The sequence below is a fragment of the Actinomadura rubrobrunea NBRC 15275 genome (genome assembly GCF_001552235.1).
GTDB lineage: Bacteria > Actinomycetota > Actinomycetes > Streptosporangiales > Streptosporangiaceae > Spirillospora > Spirillospora viridilutea.
Genome location: NZ_BCQU01000084.1, coordinates 1 through 12,734, shown reverse-complemented (window position 1 = coordinate 12,734; position 12,734 = coordinate 1). Strand labels below are relative to the sequence as shown.

At 74.2% G+C, this 12,734-nt stretch carries 15 protein-coding genes; 8 read left to right on the top strand and 7 right to left on the bottom strand.

Features of this window, described 5'->3' with window-relative positions:
• Positions 1-77: 77 nt before the first annotated feature.
• A complete protein-coding gene (locus AR3_RS22630) occupies positions 78-1,022 on the bottom strand; it encodes an aspartate carbamoyltransferase catalytic subunit (protein WP_067916577.1) in 945 nt (314 codons plus the stop codon).
• The gene (gene pyrR / locus AR3_RS22625) at positions 1,019-1,633 is read right to left on the bottom strand and encodes a bifunctional pyr operon transcriptional regulator/uracil phosphoribosyltransferase PyrR (protein WP_067916576.1); all 615 of its coding nucleotides are present in this window, start codon (positions 1,631-1,633) and stop codon (positions 1,019-1,021) included. Before pyrR ends, AR3_RS22630 begins: the two co-directional genes overlap by 4 nt.
• 451 nt (positions 1,634-2,084) lie before the next feature.
• On the opposite strand from pyrR, the gene bldD reads away from it, so the two are divergent.
• Complete coding sequence (gene bldD, locus AR3_RS22620; protein ID WP_067916575.1) at positions 2,085-2,579, top strand: transcriptional regulator BldD; 495 nt, start codon at positions 2,085-2,087, stop codon at positions 2,577-2,579.
• A 92-nt stretch (positions 2,580-2,671) separates the two neighbouring features.
• Here the strand turns inward: bldD and AR3_RS22615 are convergent, their stop codons facing one another.
• From AR3_RS22615 to AR3_RS22605, 3 genes are all read right to left on the bottom strand, one after another.
• Complete coding sequence (locus tag AR3_RS22615; RefSeq protein WP_067916572.1) at positions 2,672-4,012, bottom strand: MFS transporter; 1,341 nt, start codon at positions 4,010-4,012, stop codon at positions 2,672-2,674.
• Positions 4,013-4,526: 514 nt separating this feature from the next.
• On the bottom strand, positions 4,527-5,042 hold the full coding sequence (locus AR3_RS22610) for an SAV_6107 family HEPN domain-containing protein (RefSeq protein WP_227023013.1): 516 nt from the start codon (positions 5,040-5,042) through the stop codon (positions 4,527-4,529).
• A 340-nt stretch (positions 5,043-5,382) separates the two neighbouring features.
• Positions 5,383-6,162 carry a L,D-transpeptidase family protein gene (locus AR3_RS22605; protein ID WP_067916570.1) on the bottom strand — a complete coding sequence of 260 codons (780 nt, stop codon included), beginning with the start codon at positions 6,160-6,162 and terminating at the stop codon, positions 5,383-5,385.
• 61 nt (positions 6,163-6,223) lie between these two features.
• On the opposite strand from AR3_RS22605, the gene AR3_RS22600 reads away from it, so the two are divergent.
• From AR3_RS22600 to AR3_RS22580, 5 genes are read left to right on the top strand one after another with little or no spacing between them, the layout of a single operon-like run.
• Positions 6,224-6,697, top strand: coding sequence for a YbaK/EbsC family protein (locus AR3_RS22600; RefSeq protein WP_067916568.1), 474 nt, complete (start codon positions 6,224-6,226; stop codon positions 6,695-6,697).
• Positions 6,694-7,053, top strand: coding sequence for an arsenate reductase family protein (locus AR3_RS22595; protein WP_067916566.1), 360 nt, complete (start codon positions 6,694-6,696; stop codon positions 7,051-7,053). The genes AR3_RS22600 and AR3_RS22595 overlap by 4 nt, the downstream gene beginning before the upstream one ends.
• Before the next feature lie 48 nt (positions 7,054-7,101).
• Positions 7,102-8,043 carry a hypothetical protein gene (locus AR3_RS22590; RefSeq protein ID WP_067916564.1) on the top strand — a complete coding sequence of 314 codons (942 nt, stop codon included), beginning with the start codon at positions 7,102-7,104 and terminating at the stop codon, positions 8,041-8,043.
• Between the two features lie 18 nt (positions 8,044-8,061).
• On the top strand, positions 8,062-8,391 hold the full coding sequence (locus AR3_RS22585) for a hypothetical protein (RefSeq protein WP_067916561.1): 330 nt from the start codon (positions 8,062-8,064) through the stop codon (positions 8,389-8,391).
• 60 nt (positions 8,392-8,451) lie between these two features.
• Positions 8,452-9,036, top strand: coding sequence for a GNAT family N-acetyltransferase (locus AR3_RS22580; protein ID WP_067916559.1), 585 nt, complete (start codon positions 8,452-8,454; stop codon positions 9,034-9,036).
• 42 nt (positions 9,037-9,078) lie between these two features.
• Here the strand turns inward: AR3_RS22580 and metF are convergent, their stop codons facing one another.
• Complete coding sequence (gene metF / locus AR3_RS22575) at positions 9,079-10,014, bottom strand: methylenetetrahydrofolate reductase [NAD(P)H] (RefSeq protein ID WP_067916557.1); 936 nt, start codon at positions 10,012-10,014, stop codon at positions 9,079-9,081.
• A 235-nt stretch (positions 10,015-10,249) separates the two neighbouring features.
• Here metF and AR3_RS22570 point away from each other — a divergent pair, with 235 nt between their 5' ends.
• Positions 10,250-11,302, top strand: a complete 1,053-nt coding sequence (locus AR3_RS22570) for a polyprenyl synthetase family protein (RefSeq protein ID WP_067916555.1) — start codon at positions 10,250-10,252, stop codon at positions 11,300-11,302.
• A 168-nt stretch (positions 11,303-11,470) separates the two neighbouring features.
• A complete protein-coding gene (locus tag AR3_RS22565) occupies positions 11,471-12,445 on the top strand; it encodes a serine/threonine-protein kinase (protein WP_067916553.1) in 975 nt (324 codons plus the stop codon).
• A gap of 35 nt (positions 12,446-12,480) precedes the next feature.
• Here the strand turns inward: AR3_RS22565 and AR3_RS31240 are convergent, their stop codons facing one another.
• Positions 12,481-12,636, bottom strand: coding sequence for a hypothetical protein (locus tag AR3_RS31240; protein ID WP_169803873.1), 156 nt, complete (start codon positions 12,634-12,636; stop codon positions 12,481-12,483).
• Positions 12,637-12,734 lie beyond the last annotated feature (98 nt).

Sequence of the window (12,734 nt, the reverse complement as noted above, 5' to 3'; positions counted from 1 at the left end):
GGCGGCGCCGACGCGCCGCCTCGTCGTGTCGTCCGTCCCGCGCCGGCCGGTCCCGGCGCCGCGCTCCGGCGGTCGGCTCATCGCGGCGCGACCTCCTTGCCGATGGCGGGCTCGGAACCGCCGAGCAGCAGGTAGAGCACGGCCATGCGGGCGCTGACGCCGTTGGCGACCTGCTCGACGACGGTGGAGCGGGGCGAGTCGGCCACCTCCGCGGCGATCTCCACGCCGCGGTTCATCGGGCCGGGGTGCATGACGATGGCGTGGTCCGGCAGGCGGGCGAGCCGGTCGGCGTCCAGGCCGTAGCGGCGGCTGTACTCGCGGACGGTGGGGAAGTACGCGGCGTTCATGCGCTCGCGCTGCACCCGCAGCATCATCACCACGTCGCTCTTGGGCAGCACCGCGTCCAGGTCGTACGACACCGAGCAGGGCCAGGTGTCGACCGCGACCGGCAGCAGCGTGGGCGGCGCGACCAGGGTGACGTCGGCGCCGAGGGTGCCCAGCAGCAGCACGTTGGAGCGTGCCACCCGGCTGTGCAGCACGTCGCCGACGATCGTGACGCGGCGGCCCTCCAGGGAGCCCAGGCGGCGGCGCATCGTGAACGCGTCCAGCAGCGCCTGCGTGGGGTGCTCGTGCGTGCCGTCGCCCGCGTTGACGACGCTGCCGCGGACCCAGGTGGCCAGCCGGTGCGGGGCGCCGGAGGCGCTGTGCCGGATGACCACGCAGTCGGCGCCCATGGCCTCCAGCGTCAGCGCGGTGTCCTTGAGGCTCTCCCCCTTGGACACGCTCGACCCCTTGGCCGAGAAGTTGATCACATCGGCGGACAGCCGCTTGGCGGCCGCCTCGAACGAGATGCGGGTGCGGGTGGAGTCCTCGAAGAAGAGGTTGACCACCGTGCGTCCGCGCAGCGTGGGCAGCTTCTTGATGGACTGGTGGGCGACCCGGGCGAGCTCCTCGGCCGTGTCCAGGACGAGCAGCGCGTCGTCCTTGCTCAGGTCCGCCGCCGAGATCAGATGGCGCGTCACCCGTGCCTCCCCTCGGCGTGGCGCGGGCGCCCGTCGGCCGGGCCGAGCAGCACGGCGTCGCGCCCGTCGTTCTCGGCGAGCATGACCTTGACGGTCTCCCGCATGGACGTGGGCAGGTTCTTGCCCACGTAGTCGGCGCGGATCGGCAGCTGCCGGTGGCCGCGGTCGACCAGCACGGCCAGCTGCACGGCGCGCGGACGGCCGAGGTCGCCCAGGGCGTCCAGGGCGGCGCGGACGGTGCGGCCGGAGAACAGCACGTCGTCGACCAGCACCACGATGCGGTCGTCGACGCCGCCGGCGGGCAGCTCGGTGCGGCCGAGCGCGCGTGCGGGCTTCATCCGCAGGTCGTCGCGGTACATCGTGGCGTCCAGCGAGCCGCACGGCACGGGGCGGCCCTCCACCCGCTCCAGCAGGTCGGCCAGCCGCCGGGCCAGCGTCACGCCGCGGGTCTGGATGCCGAGCAGGACGACGTCGTCGCCGCCCTTGGTGCGTTCGAGGATCTCGTGGGCGATACGGGTGAGCGCGCGCCTGATGTCGGGGCCTTCGAGAACGGCCTTGTGCCGGGACTCCTTGTGTCCGGGACCCTTGGGCCGGGGGTCACCGTCCGCCACGCGCGCCTCGACCGGCTCTCCCCGCCGGGAGGCAGCATTCACCGCAGAAACCTCCTTTCCCGCCTCACGGGACGGGTCTTAAAGGACGCTCGTCCGTATCACCGTAGCAGTCCCAACTCTCTGCCATGTACCGGGGATACCGGGCGTCTTGCCTGGTGAGAGCGGTCACATCGGGGGAATGAAGGAGATGGGCACCGGAGACGGCCGGTGCGCGCGACGGGCCGGCCCGACCCGGACGGTCCGGATCGAGACCTGCGGATTCGACCGCTTTTTTCCAATCAGCTTGACCTAGGGCCGTCCCCGTTTTACCGTCACTGTCCGTAACCATCCCTGGAGACGGACCCTCGGGGCGGATTGGAGCCTCCGGGTCCGGGCCTCCCCCCGGGACACCGAGGAATCGCCGTCCCGGGGGCCCGACAACGACGACGAAAGTGAGCCTGGGGGACCGCACATGCCGTCTGAATACGCTAAGGCTCTTGGGGCGCGCCTGCGCGCCATCCGCACCCAGCAGGGTCTGTCGCTGCACGGTGTGGAAGAGAAGTCCCGTGGCCGCTGGAAGGCCGTCGTCGTGGGTTCGTACGAGCGGGGCGACCGCGCCGTCACCGTTCAGAAGCTGGCCGAGCTCGCCGATTTCTACGGCGTGCCGGTTTCCGAGTTGCTGCCCGGCGGGGCCTCGCCGAGCCCGCTCGGGCCCACCCCCAAGCTCGTGATCGACCTCGAGCGTTTGCAGCAGCTTCCGAAGGACAAGGCCGGTCCCCTCGCCCGGTACGCCGCGACGATCCAGAGCCAGCGGGGCGACTACAACGGGAAGGTCCTGTCCATCCGGCAGGAGGACCTGCGTTCGCTGGCGGTGATCTACGACAAGTCGCCGTCGGAGCTGACCGAGGAGTTGATCGGCTGGGGCGTCCTCGACCCGGAGGCGCGGCGCGCCGTCGAGGCGTTCTGACCTCCTGACCGGGATCGCCCTTCGATCCGCCGTCCGGGGCCCGGCACGCGGGACGAGCCCCTCGCGCCTCGCGTGCCGGGCCCCGGGCGTTGTCACCGCCGCGGCGCCGCCAGGGCCAGCGCCGTCACGGCCGCCATGGCGGCCGCGCTGACGGCGAAGCCGAGGGCGAACCCCCACTCGGCGGGGAACCGCCCGCCCGCCGGCACCGACGCCGTGACGATCACCGCGCTCACCTGCGTTCCCAGGGACGCCCCCACGGTCCGCAGCAGCGTGTTCACCCCGGTGGCCACGCCCGTGTGCGCTGCGGGCACCGCGTCGACGACCAAGTTGGCGACGGCCGCGTAGGCGAAACCCAGGCCGATGCCGCGCACCGTGCCGCCCGCGTAGAGCTGCCACATGGTGTCGTGCGCCACGCTCACGAGACCCAGGCCCGTCGCCGCGAGCATCCCTCCGGCCAGCAGGATCGTCCGCGAGCCCACGCGCCTGTCCAGCATGCCCGCGACGATCCCCGCCGCCGACATGCCCACCGCCCCCGGAAGCTGCAGCATGGCCGCCTGGGTCGCGCTCCCCCCGAATCCGAACCCCGTGCTCGCCGGGAGCTGGACGAGCAAGGGGAACAGGACGCCGCCGCCCATTAGGGCGAAGCCCGACAGCAGCGAGGCGGCGTTGGCGGTCCACACTCCCCGCGCGCGCATCAGCCGCGGGTCGATCAGCGGCTCGGGCGTCCGCGTCTCCACCACGAACCACGCCGCCGCCAGCACCGCCGCCACGGCGAGCAGGGCCGCGCCCAGGGAGAGAGCGGCCAGCCCGGCCGCCAGCCATGCGGACAGCAGCAGCGCGCCCCACCAGTCGATCCGTCCGACGGGCCGCCGCCGTCCTTCGGGAACGATCCACCACGCGGCGAACCATCCCGGCAGGAGCCCGAACACCGGCAGCCACAGCAGCCAGCGCCAGCCGAGGTGGTCGATGACCGGTCCCGCCACGCACCACGACACCGCCCCGCCGACGCCGAGCATGGACGACATCAGCCCGACGGCCGAGCCGCTGCGCGCGGGCGGGACGACCTCACGGATGATCGCGTACGCCAGCGGGAAGACGCCCCCGCCGATCCCGGCCAGGGCCCGGCCGGTCAGCAGCGCGGGCAGCGACGCCGCCGTGGCGGCCACGACCATGCCCGCCGTCGTCACCGCCAGCACGGCCAGCAGCACCCTGCGCGGGCCGAGCAGGTCGCCGAGCCTGCCGACCACGGGCGTGGCGACGGCGGCCGACAGCGTCATCGCCGACAGGGCCCACGCCGCGCCCGCCGCGCTCGTGCCCAGCCCCTCCTGGATGAGCGGCAGCGCCGGCGACACGACCGCCATGGACAGCGAGTAGGCCATGACGCCGAGGAAGGCCAGCAGCGGCACCAGCGCCCGCTCGCCCCGCCCCGACACCGCCGCAGCTCCTCCTCCTCACCCACCCCAACCCTCTCATAACACCCAAAGCACATAGATTCCGGGCAGCGTGCGGCCTCGGACGCACCCAAGCCGCCCCATGGGCAAGAGAACGCCGCGCGGCGCGCACGGCAGGTCAGTGCGGTGCGGGCCCCGGTAGGTGCGACGGGCATAGCCGCGCGAGAGGCAAGCCGGGGCGCGGCGCATGATCGGCGACCACGGCGTGGCGCAGCTCGCGCACTCGGGCCTGCAGACGATCGATCTCGGCCGGCTCGGGCGGCGTGCGGCGGCGGCGCACGAGGTGCGACCAACGGCAGGCAGGACATGCAGCGGGTGTCGGTCGCGGCAGCCGCGCGGCGTGCTGGGCAAGGCCGGGTCGGGTCATCTCTTCGCTTCCCCGGAGGCGCGGCCGCGGGTGGGGTCACCCTGCGGCACGGTGTCGCCTGCCCCAAGGCGCACTCAGGCCGATCGCGCGGTCTGGCTCACGGCGGTCGCCGTGCGGCGGGTGCTCCCGTCAGCCGGCGCGGGTGTCCGGGACGGGGAGGGTGGGTTGGCCGGGGATGCCCAGGGTGTCCTCGACGAGGGAGACGAACACCTCGGCGTCGTGCAGCAGCTCGTCGGCCTCGCGCGCGGTCACGGCGCGGGGCAGCCCCGCCTCGGCGGCGGCGCGCTTGTCGGCCCCGGCGGCGAAGAACGCGGCCCACTCGCGCAGCGCGGGCTCGGCCTCCGGGAGCAGCACCCACACGCTGCGCGGACGGCCGCGGCGGTGGGTCTCCACGGGCTCCTTGGCGGCCAGCACCGCGGCGGCGGCGCGCAGCGCGGCCAGGTGGGCGCACACGTAGCGCACGGCGGGCGAGGTGGCCTCCGCCGCCTCGGCCAGGCCCATGCGGGCGGCGTGCAGCTGCCCTGCGGCCGTGTGCGCCGGGCGGGGGGCCGGTAGCGGGCGTGGACGCGGGCTGGGCAGGTCGCCGAACTGGACGGAAGAGTGAACGGCGGAGCGGGCGCCCCGCGCGGTCTTCGTGACGGACATCGCCTGTCTCCTTCCGGGTCGGGCCGGCCGGGCGGAGCGCTTCCCCTCACTCCGCCCGGCCGTCCGTCCCGCCGGACCGCGCGCTGATCCGGCGGGGACGGGCCGGGGGCTCCGGGGGTCGCGCCCCCGGGCAGCACTGCGGACCCCGGCGGAGCCGACCGTCAGGTCGGCGCGCTGGGGCCGCGCCCCGTCGCCCTCGGCACGGTCCGCGAGTCCCGTACCACGTCGAACATCAGTTCGACGCATTCACAGTAAACCCTCCCCGTGACGATTCGTCAACGTGTTCGAACGCGGGTCGGGATCCTGGTCGCGGCCCCGGAAGGGCGACGGCTCCGACGTCTCAGGCGGGACGGCGGACGTGGACGGCGACGCCGGTGCCGACGATCTTCGGGAAGTACTCGGCGATGTGCATGGGCAGGCGCACGCACCCGTGCGAGGCCGGGTAGTTCGGCACGCTCGGCGCGCCGTGGAACGCGATGCCGCCGTTGAAGTAGATCGGGTTGTACAGCCGTCCCAGCGGCGCGATCCGCCAGCCGGTGATGCGGCGGCCGGTGCGGTAGTCGCCGGTGGGGGTGACCGCGTAGCGGCAGTGCTCGGCCTTGGCCTTGGGGTCCTTGCCCTTGGCCTTGGGGTCCTTGGTGCAGAAGCGTTCGCCAGAGCCCGCGGAGATGTGCGTGATCAGGCGGAGCCTGCCGTCCTTGTAGACGACCGCGTACTGGTGGGTCAGGTCGACGTCGACGCGGTCGGCCTCAGGGCGTGGGGTCAAGGGCCGAGGCTGCTTCGGGGAGTCCAGAGCCTTCCACACCGCGGCGTCGACGGTGCCGTTCACCTTGAGGCGGTTGACCTTCTGGAAGGCCCAGACCGCCATCTGGGTGGGCGCCTCGAACCTGCCGTCGGCCGCCCCGGGGTCGTAGTGGAGCTGCCGCAGGCGGGTCTGCAGCCGCCGGACGGCGTCGCCGTTGGACCCGAGCTTGAGCGTGGGACGCTGCGCCGGGGCGGCAGCCTCCTTGGTCGTCGTCGTGGCCGAGCCGCTCGGCGCAGCCAGTGCCCCCTGGGCCGTGAAACCGGTCGCCGCGACCACGCCGGCCAGCACCACCGCTATCCGCGCAGGCACCCTCATCAACCTCCCTTCCTGGGAAAACGCACCCAATGTGCACTCCTCGACACTCTAAAGTGCTGTCATGCATGCAAACGCCGAGCGAGTGGCGAAGGCCCTGCGCGAACGGGGCGCGAGCGGTGAGATCATCGAGCTTCCCGACCCCGCCCCCACCGCCCGGGCCGCCGCGGACCAGCTGGGGTGCGAGGTCGGCGCCATCGCCAACAGCCTGGTCTTCGACGCCGACGGCGCCCCGCTGCTGGTGTTGACCAGCGGCGCGCACCGCGTCGACACCGAGAAGGTGGCCGCCCTGGTGGGGGCGCGCAAGGTGCGGAGGGCCGCGCCGGAGTTCGTGCGGCAGGCGACGGGGCAGCCGATCGGGGGTGTCGCCCCCTTGGGACATCCCGCTCCGATCCGTACGCTCGTGGACGTCTGGCTGGACAAGTACGACCGGGTGTGGGCGGCGGGCGGTCACCCGCACACCGTCTTCCCGACCTCGTACGAGGAACTGCTGCGCATCACCGGGGGCGACCCCGCCGACGTGGGAGTGGACGAATGACGACCGAGATCTGGCACAACCCGCGCTGCTCCAAGAGCAGGGCCGCCAAGGCCGCGCTGGACGAGGCGGGGGTCTCCTACACCGAGCGCCGCTACCTGGACGACCCGCCCACGGCCGAGGAGCTGGACGAGGTCCTCACGCGCATCGGCGCCGACCCCTGGGACGTGGCGCGCCTGAACGAGCCGATCGCCAAGGAGCTGGACCTGAAGAACCTGGAACGCGACCGGGCGCGGTGGATCGAGGTCATGGTGGCCAACCCGGTGCTGATCCAGCGTCCGATCGTGCTGACCGGCGACGGGAAGGCGGTCGTGGCCCGCGATCCGGAGTCGGTGCGCCGGGCCCTCGACAGCGCGTGACCGCGGTGTGATTCTGGGGAACCGGAGCCACGACGTTCGGGAGGGGCGATGACCGCGCAGATGCGCACCGGACCGGCCGCGCGCGACGCCGACTTCCGCGGCATCGATCCGCCCGCGCTGAACCAGCTCCTCCGGCAGATGCAGGAGGCGGCCGCGGCGATCCGGAGCTGGCTCGACGCGCACCGCCCCCCGCCCGGAGTGTCCGCCGCCGGGTACCGGCAGGCCGACCGGGTGGCGCAGTGGACGGCCGACCAGCTCGGCATGCTGACCCGACGGTACAACTTCGCGGTCACCCATCCCGACCGGGGCGGAGGCGTGAACGCGCCTCCCGCCCCCGCCCCGCGGCCGGGGCCGTCCGGCGGCGGGGGCGGCGGCGCGACGCGGGGCGTCCCCAAGCCGGACGGCGGGGCGGTCAAGGGCGGCCGGCCGTCCCGAGGCGGCGGGTCGCCGCACGCGTTCCGTCCCGTCCCGCCGAAATCTCCCCGCAAGACGACCCCGCACGGCGCGGGCGACCTCGGCGACTTCCCCACCCGGGGCGCCGCGGCGAAGGCGGCCCGCGCCGACGCCCTCGCCGTGGCCGCCGCGCTGCAGGATCGCAGGCCCGTCCCCGACTCGGTGTGGACGCACCTGAAGGCCGGCGCCGACGACCCCGACTACACCGAGAAGCTGTACGAACGGCTCGGCCCGGCCGGGGTCGCCGGCCTGCTCAAGGCGGCCGACGGCGACACGGCGTGTCTAAGGGCCGTCCAGGACTCCCTGGGCACGGCGAGCCACCGCCTCACGATGGACGCCGAGTGGCTGCGCACGCTCCTGGACGAGGCCGACCGCACCGGCGTCCGCGACGTCGCCGTGCAGGTGCTGACCGGCGCGGACATGAGCCACCGGACCCGCGAGGCGCTGGCCGCGCTGGGGCTGCGCGACGCGTCCGGCCCCGCGTCCCCCGATCAGACGGGCGACCGCCGGCCCGTGCTCGAGAGCCGAGACCGCTGAGACGTCTGAGAGGTCGTCATGGCCGCCCCGCCACCCCCCGGCAGCCTGCCGCCGCCGCTGGACGAGTCCGCGGCCGCGAAGCTGTCGCCGAACGAGCGCCCCAACCCCGCCTACCGGCAGCTGTACCAGGCCTACGCGGACGCCTACGGCAGCATCGGCAGGCTGCGCCAGGCCTTGGACGCCCCCGTCAGGACGCTGCGCGGCACCGACGCGTGGCTGGGGCCGGAGGCCCGGGAGTGGGGCGGGCAGCTCGAGGCCAACCGCGCCGACCTGCACAAGGCCGCCGACCGCATCCTGTGGGACATCTACGACCGGCTCAACGCGACCCAGCGGACCCTTCCCGTCTGATCAGACGTTCGCACCGAGCCGGACACAGGCGGCACGGCGGGCAAGACTAGGCTCTATTGCGTGAGGGAGCCGAAGCTGCGCGAGATCGACCATCGCGTCTTCCTGCGCCGCCTGAACCCCATCCTCGAGGTGTACGCGGCGGCGATGCGGCCTCCCCGGGAACAGCTGCCGGGGCGGTACACGATCATGCAGCGGCACGCCTCCTACGCGGGGTTCCGGGCGTTCGTGGCCGAACGGCGCGGACCGCTGCCGGGCCTGAACGGATCGGTGCGCGGTTTCGCCTACGGGTTCCACGGCGGGGCCGGGCAGTGGTGGCACGACGTGGTGCGGCAGGCGCTGGCCGCGGCGGGAGGGGACGAGCACGCCGCGGCCTGGATGGACGACGCGTTCGAGGTGGCCGAGCTGCACGTGCACCCCGACCACCAGGGCCAGGGCCTGGGCCGGGCGCTGCTGAACGCGCTGTGCGAGGGCCGCTCCGAGCGGACCGCGGTGCTGTCCACGCTGGACACCCCGCCGGACTCCCCCGCGCGCAACCTGTACCGCTCGGTGGGCATGATCGATCTGCTCACCGACTTCGAGTTCCCGGGCGGCGGCCCGCGCTACGCCGTCATGGGCACCACGCTGCCGCTGACCCGACGGCGCTGACCGACCGGGCCGGGGCCGGGCCCGGTCGGCGCGGGGAGGGCGTCAGGCGGTGGCGCGGGCGGCCGAGCGGGTGGAGACGTGGCCGGCCTGCTCCAGCAGCGCGTACACCTCGCGGGTCGCCGTCGACTTGTTGAAGGTGATGAAGTGGATGCCGGGCGCGTCCTGGTCGAGCAGCTCGCCGCACAGCTCGGCGGCGTGCTCGATGCCCAGGCGCCGCACCGCCTCCGGGTCGCCCGCGACCGCCTCGAACCGCTCGCGGACCTCCGGCGGGAACGGGGCGCCCGACAGCTGCTCGGAGCGCTCGATGGTGCTCAGCTGGGTGACCGGCATGATGCCCGGGATGATCGGCACGTCGCATCCGGCCGCCGACACCCGGTCGCGCAGCCGGAAGTAGTCCTCGGCGCGGAAGAACATCTGGGTGATCGCGTAGTCGGCGCCGGCGCGGCACTTGGCCACGAAGTACCGGGTGTCGCTCTCGATGTCGGGCGAGCGCGGGTGCTTGTAGGGGAAGGCGGCCACGCCCACGCAGAAGTCCCCGGACGCGCGGATCATGCGGACCAGCTCGGCGGCGTACTCCACCCCGTCGGGGTGCTTGACCCACTCGCCCATCGGGTCGCCGGGCGGGTCGCCGCGCAGGGCCAGGATGTTGCGCACTCCGACGGCGGCGAACCGGCCGATCAGGTGGCGCAGTTCGGCGCGCGAGTGGTTGACGGCGGTGAAGTGGGCGACCGGGGTCAGGGTGGTGTCGGTGGCGATGCGCTCGACGATGTCGACGGTCTTGTCGCGGGTCCCGCCGCCGGCTCCGTAGGTCACCGAGACGAAAGACGGGTGGAGCGTCTCCAGCTCGCGGATCGTGCGCCACAGATTCCGCACCCCCTGCTCGGTCTTCGGGGGGAAGAACTCGAAGGAGAAGGTCTTGCCGCCGTCGGCCAGCAGTTCGCGAATCGTGGGGGCGCGGTCGGGACGTACGGATCGCATCCTCCAAGCCTAGTGGCGGGGCGCCCCGCGGCACGATCCGCCGCCGCGCGGCTTCACCCGTTCTCGACCGAGAGTCGAACCGGCGCTGGGGTTCGGCGGCCCGCGGCGCCGGGACGGCGGCGGCCGCCCCGGATGTCTCAGAAACAAGCCGATTGGAAGATGAAATTCCGGACATAGTGCGAAATACTCGCCACCGTCCGTAGGTGATCATCCAGGGAACGGAACGATCAGGAACATGATGACGCCCCGCATCCGCAAGGAGGTCGACGAGGCGCTGTTCGCCTTCGTCGACCGCCGGCGGCCGGACCTCCTGGCGGTCAGCCCCGACCTGGCACCGCTGCTCGACGCGCTGGACTCGCTGCTGGCGGGCGGCAAGCGGCTGCGCCCGCAATTCTGCTACTGGGGGTGGCGCGGTGCGGGCGGCGGCACGGAACCGGGCATCGTCACCGCCGCCGCCTCCCTGGAGCTGCTGCAGGCCAGCGCGCTCATCCACGATGACGTGATGGACTCCAGCGACACCCGACGCGGCCAGCCGTCGGTGCACCGCCGGTTCGAGGAGCTGCACCGGCGCGAGAGCCTGCTGGGCGCCGCCGAGCCGTTCGGTGTGGGCGCGGCGATCCTGCTCGGCGACCTCTGCCTGGCGTGGTCGAGCCAGATGTACGAGTCCAGCGCGCTCGAGGCGGAGCGGCTGGCCCGCGGCCGGACCGTCTACGACCGGATGCGCACCGAGGTGATGTGCGGCCAGTACCTCGACGTGCTGGAGGGCGCGCGCCGCGGCGGCACGGTCGAGACGGCGCTGCGCGTGGTGGAGTACAAGAGCGCCAAGTACACCATCGAGCGCCCGCTGCACCTGGGCGCCGCGCTCGCCGGGGCGCCGCTGCCGGTGATGGAGGCGCTCAGCGCCTACGGGCGGCCGCTGGGCATCGCCTTCCAGCTGCGCGACGACGTGCTGGGCGTGTTCGGCGACCCGGCCGAGACGGGCAAGCCGGCGGGCGACGACCTGCGCGAGGGCAAGCGGACGGTGCTGGTCGCGCTGACCGCCGAACGCGCCTCGCCCGCGCAGGTCGAGGTGCTGGAGCGGCACCTCGGCGACCCGGCGCTGGACGGCGCGGGCGTGGACCGGGTGCGGACGATCATCGAGGAGAGCGGCGGCCTGGCGGCCTGCGAGGAGATGATCGAACGCTACGCGGACCAGGCCGCCAAGGCGCTGGCGGACGCGCCCCTGACCTCCGAGGCGGTCAAGGCGCTGGAGGATCTGGCCGTCGCCGCCACCTCCCGCCAGGCCTGATCGGCGCGGCCGCCCTCGTCGGCCCGCCGCGCGGCGCATCGCCGGGGGCGCGGGCGTGTCCGGGACGCGCGCGTCCGGAAGCGGGCGAGATCGACCGCCCGGGCGCGCGGACGGGTCCGGCACGGTACAAATGAGGCGATCCACACGCCTCCCGAGTCGGAGCCCGACGTGCCCACCACGCCCCGTCCCCCAGCGCCCGACCGGCGCGCCCCGCGGCCGCGTCGCGACCGGCGGGTCCGCGGCCCGCTGCGCCCGGACGACCCCCGCCGCATCGGCGGCCACCGGCTGCTGGGACGGCTGGGCGAGGACGCCCGGGGGGTGGTCTACCTGGCCCGGGCCCCGGAGGGCGAGCCGGTCGCGGTCCGGCTGCTGCGCTGCGCGGCGGCCGGTCAGCGGGCCCTCGCCCGCTTCCGGAAGGAGGCCGACGCGGCGTCGCAGGTGGCGGGGCGGCACACGGCCCGGGTGCTGGACGCCGGCGTCGCCGGCGACCGCCCGTACATCGTCAGCGAGCACGTCGAGGGCCCGTCGCTGCAGCGGGTCGTCGACGAGCAGGGGCCGCTGCCGAAGGACCGGCTGCGCTCGACGGCGCTGCGCACGGCCGCCGCGCTGGCCGCGATCCACCGGGCGGGCATCGTGCACGGCGCCTTCACGCCGGGGGACGTGGTGCTCGGCCCGGACGGGGCCAAGGTGACCGACTTCGCCGCGGCCCAGGTGCTGGACGCCGTCGCGGGCGCCGCCGCCGGGCCCGTGGGCCCGCCCGCGTACATGGCGCCCGAGCAGATCGAGGACGAGCCGGTCGGCCCGCCCGCCGACGTGTTCGCCTGGGGCGCGACGATGGTGTTCGCCGCCACGGGACGTCCCCCGTTCGGCACCGGGCCGAGCGCGGCGGTGATGCGGCGGGTGACGTCCCGCCGTCCCGACCTGGGGGACATGGACGGCCCGTTGCGGGACCTGGCGCTGCGGTGCCTCGACAAGAACCCGGCCGCCCGTCCCACGGCGCGGCAGCTGGTGCGCGCGCTGCGGGAAGGGCGGGCGCCGGCGCCCAAGCCGAGGCCGAGGCGCATTCCGCGCTACCGCTGGCGGATGATGGTGGCGCTCGCCCTGGTGATGGCGGCCGGGTTCGTGCTCGGCCTCCTGTGGTGAGGACGCCGGACGCCGGTCAGGGTCGGATCAGCGGATCACCAGTGCGGCGGACGCTCGTCCAGGAGCCGGGAGTCGTCGTCGCGCCACTCGCCCCATCCGGTGTCGGTGTCGTCGGTGGTCTGGTCGGGGAGGATCTCCAGCTCGTCGTCGACCAGCTCGACCACGCGCTCGTCGTCGGGTCCCATGCTCATGGGTTCCATTGTGGGACATGCCGGGCCGTGTCCGCGGACCGGGCGGCGATCACGCGGCGGCCGTGCGGCGGGCGTCGACGGAACGCGGCGACGCCCCG